This window comes from Peribacillus sp. NPDC101480 (genome assembly GCF_050277335.1).
Classification (GTDB): domain Bacteria; phylum Bacillota; class Bacilli; order Bacillales; family DSM-1321; genus Peribacillus.
The window spans coordinates 398,148-416,630 of sequence record NZ_JBNNSB010000004.1; the positions used below are offsets into that span (position 1 = coordinate 398,148).

Here is an 18,483-nt window from a genome sequence, read left to right on the forward strand (position 1 = left end):
TTTTAACAATACTATTCATTATGAAATTAGACGATGACAGGGAAAGTAAATTCTTCACACACTTATTTTTAGCGAACCGGGGATGGTGAAAGCCCGGAATAAGCGAAGATATTGAAGATCACCCTTGAGTTCTGAGTTGAAACTGCCTAGGCAGCAAGTAAATGAAGCGTTTCATTCACGTTACGAATGCTCGAGAGGTTGGATTCACTATGTGGATCTTTCTAGCCAGGGTGGTACCGCGGGAAGCAAAGCTTTCTCGTCCCTTTTTCAGGGATGAGAGGGCTTTTTATTTTGGCCGGATATCAAGTCATCGGTTCGAATGAATTTTTTTAAAAGACGGATGGAGGATTTTATGATGGAATACAAAGATACCTTATTGATGCCTAAAACTGAATTTCCAATGCGGGGGAATTTACCGAAACGTGAACCGGAAATCCAAGAAAAATGGAAAGAAATGAACATCTATAAAAAAGTGCAAGAACAAACGGAAGGACGTCCTTTATTCATTTTGCATGATGGACCTCCATATGCCAATGGCGATATCCATATGGGCCATGCAATGAATAAGGTTTTAAAGGATTTCATTGTCCGATTTAAATCGATGAGCGGTTTTCAAGCACCATATGTACCTGGCTGGGATACGCATGGTCTTCCAATCGAAACGGCATTGACAAAAAAAGGCGTGAAACGGAAAGAGATGAGCGTTGCCGAATTCAGAAAGCTTTGTGAAGAGTATGCTTATGGTCAGATTGACAATCAACGTGAGCAGTTTAAGAGAATAGGGGTCCGTGGTGATTGGGATAATCCTTATATCACATTAAAGCCTGAATATGAAGCGCAGCAAATCAAGGTATTCGGTGAAATGGCGAAAAAGGGCTACATTTATAAAGGGAAAAAACCTGTTTACTGGTCCCCTTCAAGTGAATCAGCGCTAGCCGAAGCTGAAATTGAATATCAAGACAAACGCTCTGCGTCGATCTATGTTGCTTTTGAAGTCACAGATGGCAAAGGTGTAATCGATGAAGGCGTCAAAATCATCATCTGGACGACAACTCCATGGACGATTCCTGCCAATCTTGGTATCTCATTGCATCCGCAATTAAATTACGTAGTAGTGGCTGTCGAAAATGAAAAATTCTTACTTGCTGAGGCACTGCTTGAATCGGTAACGGAAACATTAGGCTGGGAAAACCCGTCTATCGAAAAAACGGTAAAAGGTAGCGAGTTGGACCGCGCTGTTGCCAAACATCCTCTTTATGACCGCGAATCTTTAGTGATGTTAGGTGAGCACGTAACGACTGAAGCTGGAACGGGCTGTGTTCATACGGCGCCTGGCCATGGTGAAGATGACTTTATCATTGGGCAAAAATATGGCTTGGACGTACTTTGTCCTGTAGATGAAAAAGGAGTCATGACGGAAGAGGCAGGGGAATTTGCCGGATTATTTTATGATCAAGCGAATAAACCAATTACCGAAAAATTAACTGAAGCAGGCGCGTTATTGAACTTGACGTTCATTACGCACTCTTACCCACATGACTGGCGGACGAAGAAGCCGACGATCTTCCGTGCAACAGCACAATGGTTCGCTTCAATCAAAGACTTCCGCAGTGAGCTTCTGGAAGCGATTGAAGAAACCAAATGGGTACCGGCTTGGGGCGAAACGCGCCTATTCAATATGGTTCGTGACCGCGGGGATTGGTGTATTTCCCGCCAACGCGCTTGGGGCGTGCCAATTCCAGTGTTTTATGCAGAAAATGGCGAGCCGATCATTACGGATGAAACCATCGACCATATTTCAAACCTATTCCGCGAACACGGTTCAAACATCTGGTTTGAGCGTGAAGCGAAAGAACTTCTGCCTGAAGGCTATACACATGAAGGCAGCCCGAATGGTATTTTCACGAAAGAAACGGATATCATGGACGTATGGTTCGATTCCGGTTCTTCCCATCAAGCGGTACTTGAAGAAAGAGATGACTTGCAGCGTCCTGCTGACCTTTATTTAGAAGGTTCCGATCAATATCGCGGCTGGTTTAACTCATCACTTTCAACAAGTGTTGCGGTTACAGGCAAAGCGCCATATAAAGGTGTACTTAGCCACGGGTTCGCATTGGATGGAGAAGGCCGTAAAATGAGTAAGTCAATTGGGAACGTTGTGCTGCCATCAAAGGTCATGAACCAACTTGGAGCAGATATCTTACGCCTTTGGGTAGCTTCGGTGGATTACCAATCGGATGTCAGGGTTTCCGATCCTATTTTAAAACAAGTTTCGGAAGTTTATCGTAAAATCCGTAATACATTCCGCTTCCTGTTAGGGAACTTGGATGGATTCAATCCAAAAACCGATAAAGTGGCAGTTCAAGAATTGCCTGAAGTCGATCGATACATGCTGGTTAAATTGAATAAACTGATCAAACAGTCGAAGTTAAGTTATGAAAATTATGAGTTTGCTACAATTTATAATATGGTCAATAATTTCTGTACACAGGATTTAAGTTCATTCTACCTTGATTATGCAAAAGACATTCTTTATTGTGAAGCACCAAATGGTAAAGAGCGTTTGGCTATTCAAACGGTCCTTTACGAATCATTGGTCAGCTTAACGAAATTGGTGTCACCGATCCTTTCGCATACAGCTGATGAAGTATGGGCGTTCATTCCGGGTGTAACGGAAGAAAGTGTACAGCTGACATTGATGCCTGAAGAAATTTCAATTGATGATGCTGAAGTCATTGAAGAAAAATGGACGGCGTTCATGGATGTCCGTGATAATGTACTTAAAGCATTAGAAGAAGCCCGTAACCAGAAGGTCATCGGAAAATCACTGAACGCTAAAGTGATGGTCTATGTTAATGAAGAAACGAAGAATCTGCTTGATGGCATCAAGGAAAGCTTTGAACAGCTATTCATCGTATCCGAATTCGAAATCGCTGGTGATGTGGCAAGTGCCCCGGCAGAAGCGGTTAAACTTGAGGATATAGCGATCCTTGTTACAAAAGCAGAAGGTGGAACGTGTGAACGTTGCTGGAATGTTTCGAAGGAAGTAGGTCAAGTGGAAGAACATCCGACACTTTGCCCGCGTTGTGCTACAGTCGTGAAAGAGCATTTCGTGAATCAATAATTCAAAAAAGGAAAGCCGGTCCCTTCATGAAGGGACCGGCTTTTTTGTGTTTAACCTCAATAGGGAATTGCCTTTATTCAATCTGCCCTATATTCTTCAGGTACCGACAGCAGATTCTGCTTTTCGGATTAGTCATTATTTCTAGTTTATGCTACAATTCAAAAGTGAAGATTTGATTAGTTTGGGGGAAAAAATGTGTTTTATTATTTGATTGCCCTTTTGGTCATAGCTCTCGATCAGCTGACAAAATGGATGATTGTGAAAAAAATGGAGTACGGAGAAAGCATTGAAATTATTGAAAACCTTCTATATATCACCTCGCATCGTAATCGTGGGGCAGCATGGGGAATTCTACAAGGTCAAATGTGGTTTTTCTACATCATCACCATCGCTGTCATTATTGGACTTGTCTATTATATTCAGAAAATGGCGAAGGAAAGCGTTTTGCTTGGAGCTGCACTTGCTCTCATGCTAGGCGGTGCGATTGGTAATTTCATCGATCGTGTTGTTCGTCAGGAAGTGGTGGATTTCGTTCATACCTATATTTTCAGCTACAGTTTCCCGGTATTTAATGTTGCTGATGCTGCGCTTTCAATTGGTGTCGGACTGCTCGTGATTCATATGTTTTTAGAAGAAAAAAACGCTAAGGAGAAAGATAATGGATAAAAGGTTATACAGCATCGATGAAACACTAAAAGGAGTCAGGATTGATAAGGCTCTTTCCACTTTGAATGAGGAATGGTCACGTACTCAGGTCCAGCAATGGATTAAGGATGATCATGTTTTGGTAAATGGCACGGCGATAAAGACGAATTACAAAGCTGTTCCTGGCGATACAATCGAAGTGACGATTCCTGAACTTGAGGAATTGGATGCGGTAGCAGAGGAAATGGATTTGGATATCTATTATGAAGATGCAGATGTACTTGTGGTAAATAAACCGAGCGGTATGGTCGTCCATCCTGCACCTGGTCATGTATCCGGTACGCTTGTAAATGGATTGATGGCACACTGCAAGGACCTTTCTGGAATCAACGGTGTCATGCGGCCTGGAATCGTCCATCGAATCGATAAAGATACTTCAGGTCTATTGATGGTTGCCAAAAATGATATGGCACATGAAAAACTGGTACAGCAGCTTGTGGACAAAACGGTTACCCGTAAGTATCAAGCTGTAGTTCATGGTGTGATCCCACATGACTTCGGAACGATCGATGCTCCGATCGGCCGCGATAAAAAAGATCGCCAAAGCATGACTGTCACAGATTCGAATGCCAAAAATGCTGTCACGCATTTCCGGGTCATCGAACGCTTCAAGGATTTCACTTTAGTGGAATGCCAGCTTGAAACAGGAAGGACACATCAAATTCGTGTTCACATGAAATACATTGGCTTCCCGCTAGCGGGTGATCCTAAATATGGTCCGAAAAAGACCCTGAAATTAGATGGACAAGCATTGCACGCCGGACTTCTAGGTTTCATTCACCCTCGTACAAATGAGTATATGGAATTCGAAGCTCCGATTCCGGAAGAGTTAGAAAATCTAATTAATCAATTGCGTAGAAGTAAGGATTGACAAATTCGTTTTTCTGATATATTATAATAACAACTTAATAAGAACCTTTAACACAGTTCAGAGAGACTGAGAAGGAAACGGATACGCAAAATGGGATAATTATGCCCATGGCGATAAAATCCTCATGCCTTCTTGGCATGAGGATTTTTTGTTGAAATTGACCTATCAGAAAAATGGAATCGGGGTGGCCGACGTGTTGAATGAGAAAGCCATAGTACTTGATGAGAAGGCCATTAGCAGAGCCTTGACGAGAATTGCCCATGAAATTATTGAGAAAAATAAGGGTATAGAAGATTGCGTCTTAATCGGGATACGTACACGCGGGATTTTCCTCGCTGACCGACTTGCAAAGCGCATCAATCAAATAGAAGGCAAGGAAATAGAACTGGGTGAACTGGATATTACGCTTTATCGCGATGACCTTTCGAAAAAGACCAATGATGGGGAACCCATCGTAAAAGGTTCAGACATTCCGGTCAATATCACTGACAAGAAAGTGATTTTAGTGGATGATGTTCTTTTCACAGGCAGAACCGTTAGAGCGGCAATGGATGCTCTGGTGGATTTGGGAAGACCTTCGCAGATCCAGCTTGCCGTATTAGTGGATAGGGGACATAGGGAATTGCCGATTCGAGCGGATTTCGTCGGCAAAAACGTTCCGACTTCCCAATCTGAAAAAATTACCGTTACATTAACAGAAGTAGATGAAATAGATCAAGTTACTATATTAGAAAACTAAACAACATGAAAATTTCATATTACCCTTTTAAAGACAGTCCAGAGAGGCTGGCAAAGGGGAGTCAATCGGGAGAGCTATGCCTAAGCATAGGCATTCGCCTTCTGAGAAACCCTCTTTGTATACCTGCAAAGAGGGTTTTTGCAGTTTTGATGGGATTTTCATGAGGGGGATACGGAAATGGAAGAAACGAAAAGAGACATCGTACTGGATGTTGAGGACGTTCCAAAGGCTGGCCAATGGATTACGTTAAGCATCCAGCATTTGTTCGCCATGTTCGGTGCAACGGTGCTGGTGCCATTCTTGGTAGGGTTAAGCCCAGCGGTAGCGCTGGTTTCAAGCGGGTTGGGCACACTTTCATACTTATTGATAACCAAAGGTCAGATACCAGCTTATCTCGGGTCATCTTTCGCTTTCATTACGCCGATTATCGCGGCAAAGGCATTAGGTGGTCCGGAGGCGGCCATGATCGGCTGTTTTGCAGCAGGGTTCATATATGGGATAGTAGCATTGATTATCCAAAAAGTCGGATTGCGCTGGTTAATGAATATACTTCCTCCGGTTGTGGTGGGCCCGGTCATCATCGTAATCGGATTAAGCCTTGCCGGAACGGCCGTGGACATGGCAATGTATGATCCGCAAGATAAATACAGCGTCACATATATAGTTATAGCGCTGATCACTTTAGCGGTAACCATCATCTGTAACGTGTTCTTTAAAGGATTCATTAACTTGATCCCGATTTTAATGGGAATCATAGTGGGCTACGCCTGTTCGGCTGTTGCAGGAATAATAGATTATGAACCGATCAAGTCAGCACAATGGTGGGAAATGCCTGACTTCATGTTGCCATATGTAACCTATACACCAACCTTCTCATGGGAGGTCATTGCCATCATGGTACCCGTCGCCATCGTAACTTTATCAGAACATATTGGTCACCAAATGGTTCTGAGCAAAGTAGTCGGCAGAAACTTTTTGGAAAAGCCCGGCTTGCATCGCTCGATTTTAGGAGATGGAGCAGGAATCATGATTGGTTCCTTCATCGGTGGTCCTCCGCTGACATCATATGGTGAAAATATTGGGGTCCTGACGATGACAAAGGCGTACAGTGTGTATATCATCGGCGGGGCAGCATTAACAGCAATCATCTTTGGCTTTAACGGTAAGATTTCAGCAGTGATCAGCTCGATACCCAGCGCGGTTATGGGCGGCATTTCCATATTGCTCTTCGGTATCATCGCATCAAGCGGATTAAGGATGCTGATTGATAATAAGGTCGATTTTGACAAGAAAAGAAACCTGATGATAGCTTCAGTCATCCTGGTGTTAGGAATCGGAGGAGCGTTCGTACAACTATCGGAAACGGTATCGCTTTCCGGAATGGCACTTTCAGCCATCGTCGGAATCCTTCTTAACTTGATTCTTCCGGACCGTGAAAAAATATCCGGAGATATATTTGAAAAATAAGATACAGCACCAAAACAATAAATCACCTTTTAAAAGAAGTCCAGAGAGGCTTAAAAGGGTGTTGCTGTAAAGAATGAGAACGGGATAAAGTGTAAACCATTCCGTGACCTCACACTCTTTATGACCTACACCCTGTCCTTAATGGCGGGGTGTTTTTTATGCCCCGCATCACAAATGTGAAAGGAGCAGGATCGATGAAAAAATTATTGACCATGAATGAATTGACTTTAACCGATATTGAAAGAATTTTACATGAGGCAGAGTGTTTTGCCAACGGATCTAGCTGGAATCCAAAGCAGCAGACCACAGTTGCCAATCTCTTCTTTGAACCAAGTACACGTACGAAATCAAGCTTTGAAATGGCTGAAAGAAAATTGGGACTTGAGGTCATTCCTTTTGATGCGGGTACATCCTCCGTGTTAAAAGGTGAAACCTTATATGACACTGTTAAAACACTAGAAGCAATAGGTGTAAATGCCTTGATCATCCGTCATGAACAGGATAATTATTTTGACGAATTGAATGAGAAGATCGGGATTCCAATAATCAATGCAGGGGATGGCTGCGGAAATCATCCAACCCAATCATTACTGGACCTATTGACGATAAAACAAGAGTTTAAAAGTTTCAAAGGTCTGAAGATTGCCATAATTGGTGATGTGAGGCATAGTCGGGTTGCGAAATCGAATGCAGAAGCATTGACCCGCTTAGGAGCGAATGTCGTATTTTCGGGCCCGCCTGAATGGTTTGACAGAACAAACAGTTTAGGAAGGTATGAGGACATCGACCATGCGGTAGCTTCCTCGGATGTGGTCATGCTGCTCAGAATACAGCATGAAAGGCATATTGAAAAATACGATCAGGCAAATGGAGATTATCTGGAAAGTTTCGGCCTGACCAAACAACGTGAAAAAAATATGAAACCGGGTGCGATCATCATGCATCCTGCACCAATAAACCGCGGTGTTGAAATAGACAGTGATTTAGTCGAATGCAGCCGCTCAAGAATTTTTAAACAAATGGAGAATGGCGTGTTCATTAGAATGGCCGTATTAAAAAATGTGCTTGAACAATCCGAAGGGGGAAACACTCATGAAAACAGTAATCAAAAATGGAGTATTGCTAGATAATCAAAACTCATTCAAAAAAGCGGACATTGAAATGGAAGGCAAGGTCATCACAAAAATCGGCGAAAACCTGGCAACGGAAAATTGTAAGGTAGTTGACGCTGAAGGGTTACTTATTACATCAGGATTCGTTGACCTGCATGTCCATTTACGCGAACCTGGCGGTGAACATAAAGAAACGATCGCAAGCGGGACGCTTGCAGCGGCAAGAGGCGGTTTCACTACGGTAGCGGCGATGCCGAATACAAGGCCAGTTCCTGATACAGTGGAGAACCTTGAGGCGCTTAACAGGAAGATTGAAGAAACGGCTCATGTCAGGGTACTCCCATATGCATCCATTACGATAAGGGAAGCAGGCAAGGAGCTGACCGACTTTGCTTCATTAAAACAAACGGGTGCTTTCGCCTTTACGGACGACGGCGTAGGAATTCAAGAAGCCGGGATGATGCTGGAAGCGATGAAACGGGCAGCCGCTCAAGATATGGCCATAGTAGCTCATTGTGAAGACAATAGCTTAATCAATAAAGGCTCCGTCCATGAAGGAAGATTCTCAAAAGAACAGGGAATCAATGGAATTCCGTCGGCATGTGAAGCGGTACATATCGCCCGGGATATCCTTCTTGCCGAAGCGGCTAACTGCCATTATCACGTGTGCCATATATCCACTAAGGAATCGGTAAGGACGGTAAGGGATGCAAAACGTGCAGGTATTCGAGTTACAGCCGAAGTTACACCGCATCACTTATTATTGTGTGAAGATGATATACCGGGACTTGATACGAATTATAAAATGAACCCGCCATTAAGGGGCCGTGAAGATCGGGACGCGTTGATTGAAGGACTGCTTGACGGAACCATCGATTTCATAGCAACAGACCATGCCCCGCATACGGCAGAGGAAAAGGCGCAGGGAATGCAGCTGGCTCCTTTCGGAATAGTAGGATTGGAAACCGCCTTCCCGCTGCTTTACACCGAATTGGTTAAAAAGGGCATCATAACATTAAAGCAATTGATCGATTTCATGACAATCAAACCATCTGAAAGTTTCTCCCTTCCTTATGGAGAGCTAAAAGAAGGTGCTACTGCGGATATCGTACTCATCGATTTGGAAACGGAAAAAGAAATCAATGCTGAAGAGTTTGCTTCAAAAGGGAAAAATACACCTTTTAATGAAAAGAAATGTTATGGCTGGCCAGTCATGACGATTGCACAAGGAAAAATAGCTTGGGAAAAAGGACGTGTTCAAGGATGAAAAGACAGCTAATTTTAGAAGATGGGACAGTATTCCTTGGGGAAGCATTCGGAGGGGACGTAGAAAAAATAGGTGAAGTCGTTTTTAACACAGGAATGACGGGATACCAAGAGATTCTATCCGATCCATCGTATTGCGGTCAAATCGTTACACTTACGTATCCATTAATCGGGAACTACGGGATAAACCGGGATGACTTTGAATCCATAAATCCAGCCATAGCAGGATTCGTCGTTAAGGAAACAGCAGAACATCCTTCCAACTGGCGAAACCAATTATCACTAGATGAATATTTGAAAATGAAGAACATACCTGGAATTAGCGGAATCGATACGAGAAAGCTGACAAGAATCATCAGGAAATCAGGTGCACTTAAAGGGGCACTTTGCAATATCAATAAAGATGCAAATGAAGTGGTTTCCCAATTGAAAGCAACGGTGATTCCTTCTAATCAGGTAAAACAGGTTTCAACAAAAGCACCTTATTCCAGCCCGGGCAGAGGCCCGCGGGTAGTTCTTGTAGATTACGGCATGAAGCATGGGATTTTACGTGAATTGACGAAGCGCGGCTGTGATGTCGTGGTTGTGCCTTATAACGTCACGGCCGAAGAAGTGATGCAATATCATCCGGATGGCGTGATGCTTTCAAACGGTCCTGGAGATCCGAAAAGTGTTCATGAGACGCTCGAAATGATCCGGACAATCCAAACGCAAGTGCCGTTATTCGGAATCTGTTTAGGACATCAATTATTCGCACTTGCAAACGGAGCGGATACAGCAAAATTAAAATTCGGCCATCGAGGTTCGAATCATCCGGTCAGGGACCTTCGTACCGGAAAAGTATCCATCACATCTCAAAATCATGGATATACAGTTGAAGAGCTTTCCATAGAAAGTACAGATCTTATTGTGACACATACAGCATTGAATGACGATACGATTGAAGGACTGCGCCATAAAAAGTATCCGGCTTTCACCGTGCAATATCACCCGGAAGCATCACCAGGTCCGGAAGATGCCAACTACTTATTCAATGAATTCTTACAAATGATTGAAGCTGCAACCAACAAGGGGGAAAAAACATGCCAAAACGCACTGATATAAAAAGCATCCTAGTAATTGGTTCCGGTCCGATCGTCATCGGACAGGCCGCCGAGTTCGATTATGCAGGAACCCAAGCGTGTATAGCCTTAAAAGAAGAAGGTTATCGAGTGATCCTGATTAACTCTAACCCTGCTACAATCATGACAGACACTGAAATGGCTGACGCGGTTTATATTGAACCGATCACATTGGAATTTGTCAGCAAAATCATTCGTAAAGAGCGCCCGGATGCACTGTTACCTACCTTGGGCGGACAGACTGGCTTGAACATGGCCGTTGAGCTTGCCGAATCAGGAATCCTGGAAGAATGCAATGTACAGATTCTTGGTACCAAACTTTCGGCTATCCAACAAGCGGAAGACCGTGACCTTTTCCGTACGCTAATGAACGATCTTGGGGAACCAGTGCCTGACAGCGACATTATTCATAACTTGGAAGAAGCCTATACATTCGTTGAACGAGTCGGCTATCCGGTCATTGTTCGTCCAGCCTTCACGCTTGGCGGAACAGGCGGTGGGATTTGTGATAACGAAGAGCAGCTTATCGAGATCGTTGAGGGTGGCCTGAAAAGCAGCCCGGTTCACCAATGTTTGCTTGAGAAGAGCATTGCCGGTTTCAAAGAAGTGGAATATGAAGTGATGCGTGATTCCAATGATAATGCAATAGTCGTTTGTAATATGGAAAACTTCGATCCTGTCGGTGTCCATACAGGAGATTCAATAGTTGCGGCACCAAGCCAAACATTAAGTGACAGAGAGTATCAAATGCTTCGGAATACTTCTTTGAAGATTATCCGCGCTTTGAAAATTGAAGGTGGATGTAATGTTCAGCTTGCGCTAGATCCAAACAGCTATCAATATTATGTCATTGAAGTGAACCCAAGGGTCAGCCGTTCTTCGGCACTTGCTTCAAAAGCGACTGGGTATCCAATTGCAAAGCTGGCAGCAAAGATAGCCGTTGGTTTGACACTTGATGAAATGATGAACCCTGTCACTGGCAAAACCTATGCCAGCTTTGAACCGGCACTGGACTATGTCGTTACGAAAATTCCGCGCTGGCCTTTCGATAAGTTCGAAAGCGCCAACCGTAGACTCGGGACCCAAATGAAAGCGACCGGAGAAGTCATGGCAATCGGCCGTACATTCGAGGAATCCATCTTAAAAGCTGTCCGTTCCCTTGAAGCGGGTATATACCATCTTAACTTGAATGACGAGTTTGAGGATGGAAAAATAGAGAAACGGATCCGAAAAGCCGGAGATGAACGGTTATTCTATATCGGTGAAGCTTTAAGAAGGGGCAAAACGATCGAAACCATCCACGAATGGAGCCAGATCGATTTATTCTTCTTGCATAAGTTGAAAAAGATAATCGACTTTGAAAAGCAGCTTAAAGAACATTCATTTGATTGTGAAGTATTGCAAAAGGCTAAAAAACTAGGATTTTCTGACAAAACGATCGCGGAAATATGGGAAGTTCCCGAAATTGACGTTTATGAGTACCGGAAACAGCAAGGAATCATCCCTGTTTACAAAATGGTTGATACATGTGCTGCCGAATTCGAATCGGAAACACCGTATTTTTATGGGACATATGAAGATGAGAATGAATCCATCGTGACCGACAAGAAAAGTGTCATTGTCCTGGGATCAGGTCCAATTCGGATCGGGCAAGGAGTAGAGTTTGATTATGCGACCGTACATTCGGTATGGGCCATTAAAGAAGCTGGATATGAAGCAATCATCATCAACAACAATCCAGAAACAGTTTCGACGGATTTCAGTATCTCCGACAAACTTTATTTCGAACCATTGACTATTGAAGATGTCATGCATGTCATCGATTTGGAAAAACCGGAAGGCGTCATCGTCCAGTTTGGCGGACAGACAGCAATCAACCTTGCAGATGGTCTTGTTGAAAGAGGAGTGAAAATCCTTGGTACTTCACTTGAAGACCTGGATAGGGCGGAAAATCGCAATAAATTTGAAAAAGCACTGAAGGATTTAGGCATTCCTCAGCCAAAGGGTAAAACCGCAACATCGGTTGATGAAGCGATCGTCATCGCTGAAGATATTGGTTACCCTGTTTTAGTAAGACCATCGTATGTTCTCGGAGGAAGAGCGATGGAAATCGTCTATAAACAAGAAGAATTGCTGCATTACATGAAAAATGCCGTGAAAATAAATCCGGATCATCCTGTCCTGATAGACCGCTACTTAACGGGTAAGGAAATAGAAGTCGATGGTATTTCCGATGGTGAAACGGTGGTTATCCCTGGGATCATGGAGCATATCGAACGTGCCGGCGTCCATTCAGGTGATTCGATTGCAGTTTATCCGCCGCAAAATTTAACGGAAAAACAAAAAGAAGTAATCATCGACTATACGACCCGATTGGCAAAAGGCTTGAATATAATTGGTCTCTTGAACATTCAATATGTCATCAGCAATGAAGAAGTGTATGTAATTGAAGTAAATCCACGTTCGAGCAGGACCGTTCCATTCTTAAGTAAAATTACGAATGTGCCGATGGCTAACTTAGCCACGAAGGTCATCTTGGGCCACACACTAGAAAGCCAAGGTTACAGATCTGGGTTAGTGCCAGAACAAACTGGGGTCTTTGTGAAAGTGCCGGTCTTCTCTTTTGCAAAATTAAGAGGCGTGGACATTTCTCTCGGACCTGAAATGAAATCGACTGGTGAAGTAATGGGGAAAGATAGCACCCTCGAAAAGGCTTTATATAAAGGGTTGGTCGCTTCCGGCTTCAAAATTAAGGGGCATGGTTCGGTGTTATTGACGATATCGGACAAAGATAAGCAAGAAGCGTTACTTTTAGCAAGACGTTTCCATAATATCGGATTCAAGCTGATAGCCACCAGCGGAACTGCGGCCCTATTGCAGCAATCGGGCATCCCGACTGCGATTGTCGGTAAAATTGGCGAAGAAGGTACAAACCTGCTGGATGTTATCCGGAACGGGGAAGCGCAATTTGTCATAAATACTTTGACAAAAGGCAAGCAGCCGGCCCGGGATGGTTTCAGAATCCGACGTGAATCGGTTGAAAATGGAGTGACATGCTTAACATCACTTGATACGGCAGAAGCTATTTTAAGAGTGATAGAATCCATGACCTTCTCGGCAGAAGCAATGGGAAAAACGGAAAAAAGTCGTGAGGTGAGCTATATATGATCAAGAAGGAAAGAATGAAGGTGTTAAATCATAAGGAGCTGGCCCCATCCATCTTTGAACTTACCTTGCAAGGTGAATTGGTTTCAGAGATGAAGCAACCAGGCCAGTTTGTCCAAGTCAAGACAACAGAAGGCACTGAGCCATTGTTAAGACGCCCGATTTCAATTTCTTCTTACAACAGCAGTGAAAAACAGTTCACGATGATATACCGGGCTGAAGGGAAAGGGACGACGCTGTTATCACAGCGTAAAGAGGCGGAAGCGGTCGATATTCTTGGACCGCTTGGCAACGGATTTCCCGTTCATGAGGCCAAAAAGGGAGAAACGGCATTATTGGTTGGCGGCGGGATTGGTGTCCCGCCCCTGTATCAACTATCACAGATGTTGGTTGCGAAAGGTGTAAATGTAATCCATGTATTGGGCTTCCAGACCAAGTCCGCCATCTTTTACGAAAAAGAATTCAGTGAATTAGGTGATACCCATATAGCCACGGTGGATGGTTCATATGGGACAAAAGGATTTGTTACGACTGTAATAGACAACCTTGAGCAAGAGTTTGCAACAATCTTTTCCTGCGGGCCTACACCAATGTTAAGAGCTTTGGAAGCGGGCTATCGTGAGAAAAAGCTTTACCTGTCCCTTGAGGAAAGGATGGGCTGCGGCATCGGTGCATGCTTTGCCTGCGTGTGTCATACAGGGGATGATCCAACTGGTTTCAGTTATAAAAAGGTATGCAGCGATGGACCCGTGTTCCGGGCAGGAGAGGTGGTACTATGAGCAGGCTTTCAGTTGAATTACCAGGATTACATTTGAAAAACCCAGTCATGCCAGCATCTGGATGCTTTGGATTTGGCCGTGAATACAGTCAATTTTTCGACTTGGATATTCTTGGGGCGATCATGATCAAAGCGACCACTCCTGAGCCGAGGTTCGGTAACCCTACTCCGCGTGTTGCGGAAACCTCTTCGGGAATGCTGAACGCCATCGGTCTGCAGAATCCAGGTTTAGAAAAGGTCATTAGTGAAGAACTGGCCTGGCTAGGTGGGTATGATGTTCCCATCATCGCCAACGTTGCAGGTTCTCAAATAGCTGACTATGTAAAGGTTGCCAGGGAAATAAGCAAGGTAGGGAATGTAAAAGCACTTGAATTGAATATCTCTTGTCCGAATGTAAAAGAAGGAGGCATAGCTTTCGGTACGGTACCGGAAGTTGCCAAAGAGGTAACAAAGGCGGTCAAGGAAGTATCTTCCGTTCCTGTATATGTGAAGCTTTCACCGAATGTCAGTGATATTGTGGAAATGGCCAAAGCTGTAGAAGAAGGCGGGGCCGACGGGCTGACAATGATAAATACATTAGTCGGCATGCGGTTGGATTTAAAGACTGGTAAACCGATTCTATCGAACAGAACGGGAGGTTTATCTGGTCCTGCAATAAAACCAGTTGCGCTCCGGATGATTTATGAGGTAAGCCAGCAAGTGTCGATTCCAATAATCGGAATGGGCGGCATCGCTACAGCGGAAGACGTCATTGAATTTTTCTATGCGGGTGCCAGTGCTGTTGCGGTAGGAACCGCGAACTTCGTGGATCCCTTTGTTTGCCCGACCATCATTGAAGAATTGCCGAAATTGTTGGATGAGCTGGGATTTGACCATATTTCAGAATGTACCGGAAGGAGCTGGAAGCAGAATGAAACAGTCACTAATTATCGCTCTTGATTTCCCTGACTTCATTCAAACGGAGAAATTCCTAAAACAGTTCCACTCGGAAAAACTGGCTGTAAAAGTGGGGATGGAATTATTTTATCAGAATGGACCATCAATAATCTCTTTCGTAAAAGAGCAAGGTCACGATGTGTTTTTGGACTTGAAGCTTCATGATATTCCAAATACGGTCAAAATGGCCATGACAGGATTGGCAACTTTAGGTGCCGACATGGTCAATGTACATGCGGCGGGTGGCCAAAAAATGATGGAAGCAGCCATCGAAGGCCTGGATAAGGGAACGTCCGCTGGTAAAAAGCGTCCATTATGCATAGGGGTTACCCAACTGACGAGCACGTCACAAGAACAAATGAATATTGAGCAAAACATTGCCGGATCTCTGGAGGATTCGGTCCTCCATTATGCAAAACTTACTAAACAGGCAGGGTTGGATGGAGTCGTCTGTTCCACCCATGAAGTAAAGACCATACATGAACGCATCGGTCATGAATTTTTAACGGTCACACCTGGAATCCGAAATGCAGGAGGACAGACGCATGATCAAAAGAGAATTGCCACGCCTGAACAGGCTAGGGAATTTGGAGCGGATGCCATCGTTGTAGGAAGAGCCATAACGGGAGCGGAAGATCCATTAAGGGCGTATTTGGATATGAAAGCAGCTTGGGAGGGAATATCATGTTAAATAATAAGATAGCTGAACATCTTTTGGAAATAAAAGCAGTGTACCTACAGCCGAATGACCCATTTACTTGGGCATCTGGAATTCAATCACCCATTTATTGTGACAACCGTTTAACCCTTTCGTACCCAGAGGTTCGTAATGAAATAGCGGAAGGATTGAAGGGATTGATTGAACAGCACTTCCCTGAGGCTGAACTAATTGCAGGAACAGCAACTGCCGGCATTCCGCATGCAGCTTGGGTAAGTGAAAAATTAAATGCACCGATGTGCTATGTTCGATCCAAAGCCAAGGAGCACGGAAAGGGCAATCAAATCGAAGGCCGTGCTGTTCCAGGACAAAAAGTGGTGGTTGTGGAAGACTTGATTTCAACCGGCGGAAGTGTAATAACTGCTGTTAACGCGCTGAAGGAAGCAGGCTGTGATGTTCTAGGAGTCGTTTCGATCTTTACTTATGAATTGGAAAAGGGAAAAGAAAAATTCGATGCTGAGGGCATTATTAACCATTCGTTGAGTGACTACTCGACTTTGATAAAAGTCGCTAATGAAAAAGGGTACATCACGGCAGATGAATTGGAAAAGCTAAAAAAATGGCGCGAGAATCCGGCTGATACAGCTTGGATTTCAGCATGAAAATAGAGTTGACCCAATCACGGAGGATTGGGCCAACTCTATTTTTTTACTCCTTTACCGCTTCCTTTAAGCGTATGACGGTATCGGCATCAGGTGTAATATATACGGTCTGCTGCTGTTCATAGATCACGAACCCGGGCTTGGAACCATTCGGTTTCTTAACATGGCGAACTTGTGTGAAGTCAACGGGCACTGAACTCGATTGCTTGGCTTTACTGAAGAAAGCTGCTAATACGGCTGCCTCTTTTATCGTTTCTTCACTTGGCGATTCATTTCGAATGACAACATGTGAGCCAGGTATATCTTTGGTATGAAGCCATATTTCATCACGGCGTGCAAACTTATTGGTTAGGTAATCATTTTGTTTATTATTCTTCCCGACAAAAATCAGATCTCCATCTGTAGCATAATATGTTTCAAGCTGCGGTTTTGCATTTGCAGGCTTTTTCATGCCTTTTTTCTTTTTTTGCCGAATGTATCCTTCTTCTTGAAGTTCTTCTCGAATTTCCTCTATATCTCTGGGTGACGCTGATTGAAGCTGCTGGTGCAAGGCTTCAAAATAGGCCAATTCCAATTTTGTTTTTTCGATTTGTTCTTGCACTACTCCGACTGCATTTTTGGACTTTTGGTATCTGGAGAAGTACTTTTGTGCATTATCTGATGGATTTTTTAAAGGGTCAAGCGGGATGGTGACCATATTTTGATCTTCATCATAATAATTGACGACTTCTATTTCCTTCATGCCTTTTTTCATTTGATATAAATTAGCTGTAAGCAGCTCACCGAACAACTGATACTGTTCCCCGCGTTCCGTATCTTTTAATGTACGTTCGAGCTTCCCGATTTTTTTTGTGTTCTTTTCGATTTCATTCGTAATGAAACGTTCTACATCCTGGCTCTTTTGCTTAACCCGATCTCTTTCTGCCTTTCCGAAATAATAGCGGTCGAGCATCTCGCTCAATGAAGGAAACGTACGTTGATTGCCATTCAGATGCTCTAGTGAAAGCATATAAAAAACTTCTTTATTTCCATCTTGTTTGATCGTGGCGGCATATTTTCCCTCCGAGATTTCCTGGATAATACTTAAAAATGCTGAAGGAAGGCTCGTGCTGTTGGCAAGCCCAGCCCGGTAGACGGCTTCCTTTGCAACTAATGGTGAAACTCCGGAAAAATGGGCAACAAGCTGTCGATCCAGCTTTCCTGCATTGAAGTCGATATTCTTCCTGATATCGTCCTCCGTAGCATCGAAGGGATTATTCTTTTCTTGTGCTGGTGGAGCCTTATATTCTTGGCCAGGCAGTATCGCCCGATAACTGTTAACTGCATGTGAAACATGCTTAATGCTGTCCAAAATCATATTCCGTTCTTTATCAACTAAAACAATGTTGCTGTGACGTCCCATGATTTCGATGATTAACTGCTTTTGGGAGACATCACCAAGCTCATTGCGGCCCTTCACTTCAAAAATGATCATTCTATCAAGTTCATATTGATAAATATTTTCTATCGTGTAGCCTTCGAGGTGCTTCCTAAGAAGCATGCAGAACATGGGTGCTTCCTTGGGGTTTTCATAGCTTTCTTCGGTCATTTGCACCCTCGAATAACTTGGGTGGGCTGACAATAAGAGCTTATGGTTCTTACCTCCAGCACGAACAACCAGTATTACTTCATTTTTATAAGGCTGATGTACCTTATTGATTCGGCCGCCTTTTAATATAGAAGCGATTTCTTCCGTCATCGCTTTCGTAAATAATCCATCAAATGACATTCTATTTTTACTTCCTTTACATAAGATTTTCTAAGATACTCATTTTGCTAAGCGTTATCAGTGCATTGGACTGCCCATTTTAGCTAATCACAAATTTAAGCGAACTGGGTG

14 protein-coding genes are annotated in these 18,483 nt (G+C 43.7%); 13 read left to right on the forward strand and 1 reads right to left on the reverse strand.

What is annotated here, in order from left to right:
- Positions 1 to 355: 355 nt before the first annotated feature.
- The 13 genes from ileS (at position 356) to pyrE (ending at position 16,604) form a co-directional block, all read left to right on the forward strand.
- Positions 356 to 3,124 (forward strand): isoleucine--tRNA ligase, encoded by a 2,769-nt coding sequence (gene ileS, locus ACQKMF_RS16280; protein ID WP_427574175.1) that lies wholly within the window; start codon positions 356 to 358, stop codon positions 3,122 to 3,124.
- A 195-nt stretch (positions 3,125 to 3,319) separates the two neighbouring features.
- Positions 3,320 to 3,790, forward strand: coding sequence for a signal peptidase II (lspA, locus tag ACQKMF_RS16285; protein WP_101224594.1), 471 nt, complete (start codon positions 3,320 to 3,322; stop codon positions 3,788 to 3,790).
- Positions 3,783 to 4,700, forward strand: coding sequence for an RluA family pseudouridine synthase (locus ACQKMF_RS16290; protein WP_402941751.1), 918 nt, complete (start codon positions 3,783 to 3,785; stop codon positions 4,698 to 4,700). Before lspA ends, ACQKMF_RS16290 begins: the two co-directional genes overlap by 8 nt.
- Before the next feature lie 196 nt (positions 4,701 to 4,896).
- On the forward strand, positions 4,897 to 5,439 hold the full coding sequence (gene pyrR / locus ACQKMF_RS16295) for a bifunctional pyr operon transcriptional regulator/uracil phosphoribosyltransferase PyrR (RefSeq protein ID WP_230177693.1): 543 nt from the start codon (positions 4,897 to 4,899) through the stop codon (positions 5,437 to 5,439).
- 177 nt (positions 5,440 to 5,616) lie between these two features.
- Complete coding sequence (locus ACQKMF_RS16300) at positions 5,617 to 6,906, forward strand: solute carrier family 23 protein (protein WP_101224597.1); 1,290 nt, start codon at positions 5,617 to 5,619, stop codon at positions 6,904 to 6,906.
- A 194-nt stretch (positions 6,907 to 7,100) separates the two neighbouring features.
- On the forward strand, positions 7,101 to 8,036 hold the full coding sequence (locus ACQKMF_RS16305) for an aspartate carbamoyltransferase catalytic subunit (protein ID WP_427574055.1): 936 nt from the start codon (positions 7,101 to 7,103) through the stop codon (positions 8,034 to 8,036).
- The gene (locus ACQKMF_RS16310; RefSeq protein WP_260357044.1) at positions 7,999 to 9,285 is read left to right on the forward strand and encodes a dihydroorotase; all 1,287 of its coding nucleotides are present in this window, start codon (positions 7,999 to 8,001) and stop codon (positions 9,283 to 9,285) included. The genes ACQKMF_RS16305 and ACQKMF_RS16310 overlap by 38 nt, the downstream gene beginning before the upstream one ends.
- Entirely contained in the window at positions 9,282 to 10,388 is a 1,107-nt protein-coding gene (locus ACQKMF_RS16315; RefSeq protein ID WP_101224599.1) for a carbamoyl phosphate synthase small subunit, read from the forward strand. Before ACQKMF_RS16310 ends, ACQKMF_RS16315 begins: the two co-directional genes overlap by 4 nt.
- Entirely contained in the window at positions 10,367 to 13,573 is a 3,207-nt protein-coding gene (gene carB, locus ACQKMF_RS16320; protein WP_402941756.1) for a carbamoyl-phosphate synthase large subunit, read from the forward strand. The genes ACQKMF_RS16315 and carB overlap by 22 nt, the downstream gene beginning before the upstream one ends.
- Entirely contained in the window at positions 13,570 to 14,349 is a 780-nt protein-coding gene (locus tag ACQKMF_RS16325) for a dihydroorotate dehydrogenase electron transfer subunit (RefSeq protein WP_101224601.1), read from the forward strand. The genes carB and ACQKMF_RS16325 overlap by 4 nt, the downstream gene beginning before the upstream one ends.
- Positions 14,346 to 15,287: a dihydroorotate dehydrogenase gene (locus tag ACQKMF_RS16330; RefSeq protein WP_101224602.1), complete on the forward strand. Its 942-nt coding sequence runs from the start codon at positions 14,346 to 14,348 to the stop codon at positions 15,285 to 15,287. The genes ACQKMF_RS16325 and ACQKMF_RS16330 overlap by 4 nt, the downstream gene beginning before the upstream one ends.
- Positions 15,259 to 15,975, forward strand: a complete 717-nt coding sequence (pyrF, locus tag ACQKMF_RS16335) for an orotidine-5'-phosphate decarboxylase (protein ID WP_402941759.1) — start codon at positions 15,259 to 15,261, stop codon at positions 15,973 to 15,975. The genes ACQKMF_RS16330 and pyrF overlap by 29 nt, the downstream gene beginning before the upstream one ends.
- Positions 15,969 to 16,604, forward strand: coding sequence for an orotate phosphoribosyltransferase (pyrE, locus tag ACQKMF_RS16340; RefSeq protein WP_101224604.1), 636 nt, complete (start codon positions 15,969 to 15,971; stop codon positions 16,602 to 16,604). Before pyrF ends, pyrE begins: the two co-directional genes overlap by 7 nt.
- A 46-nt stretch (positions 16,605 to 16,650) precedes the next feature.
- On the opposite strand, the gene ACQKMF_RS16345 is transcribed toward pyrE, so the two are convergent.
- Complete coding sequence (locus tag ACQKMF_RS16345) at positions 16,651 to 18,372, reverse strand: Rqc2 family fibronectin-binding protein (protein WP_402941761.1); 1,722 nt, start codon at positions 18,370 to 18,372, stop codon at positions 16,651 to 16,653.
- Positions 18,373 to 18,483: the final 111 nt, after the last annotated feature.

Excerpts from the sequence above, each read along its gene's own strand:
- ileS (WP_427574175.1), top strand. The coding sequence starts at position 356 with ATGGAATACAAAGATACCTTATTGATGCCTAAAACTGAATTTCCAATG.
- ACQKMF_RS16290 (WP_402941751.1), top strand. The coding sequence starts at position 3,783 with ATGGATAAAAGGTTATACAGCATCGATGAAACACTAAAAGGAGTCAGG.
- ACQKMF_RS16300 (WP_101224597.1), top strand. The coding sequence starts at position 5,617 with ATGGAAGAAACGAAAAGAGACATCGTACTGGATGTTGAGGACGTTCCA.
- ACQKMF_RS16305 (WP_427574055.1), top strand. The coding sequence starts at position 7,101 with ATGAAAAAATTATTGACCATGAATGAATTGACTTTAACCGATATTGAA.
- ACQKMF_RS16310 (WP_260357044.1), top strand. The coding sequence starts at position 7,999 with ATGAAAACAGTAATCAAAAATGGAGTATTGCTAGATAATCAAAACTCA.
- ACQKMF_RS16315 (WP_101224599.1), top strand. The coding sequence starts at position 9,282 with ATGAAAAGACAGCTAATTTTAGAAGATGGGACAGTATTCCTTGGGGAA.
- carB (WP_402941756.1), top strand. The coding sequence starts at position 10,367 with ATGCCAAAACGCACTGATATAAAAAGCATCCTAGTAATTGGTTCCGGT.
- ACQKMF_RS16325 (WP_101224601.1), top strand. The coding sequence starts at position 13,570 with ATGATCAAGAAGGAAAGAATGAAGGTGTTAAATCATAAGGAGCTGGCC.
- ACQKMF_RS16330 (WP_101224602.1), top strand. The coding sequence starts at position 14,346 with ATGAGCAGGCTTTCAGTTGAATTACCAGGATTACATTTGAAAAACCCA.
- pyrF (WP_402941759.1), top strand. The coding sequence starts at position 15,259 with ATGAAACAGTCACTAATTATCGCTCTTGATTTCCCTGACTTCATTCAA.
- pyrE (WP_101224604.1), top strand. The coding sequence starts at position 15,969 with ATGTTAAATAATAAGATAGCTGAACATCTTTTGGAAATAAAAGCAGTG.
- ACQKMF_RS16345 (WP_402941761.1), bottom strand. The coding sequence starts at position 18,372 with ATGTCATTTGATGGATTATTTACGAAAGCGATGACGGAAGAAATCGCT.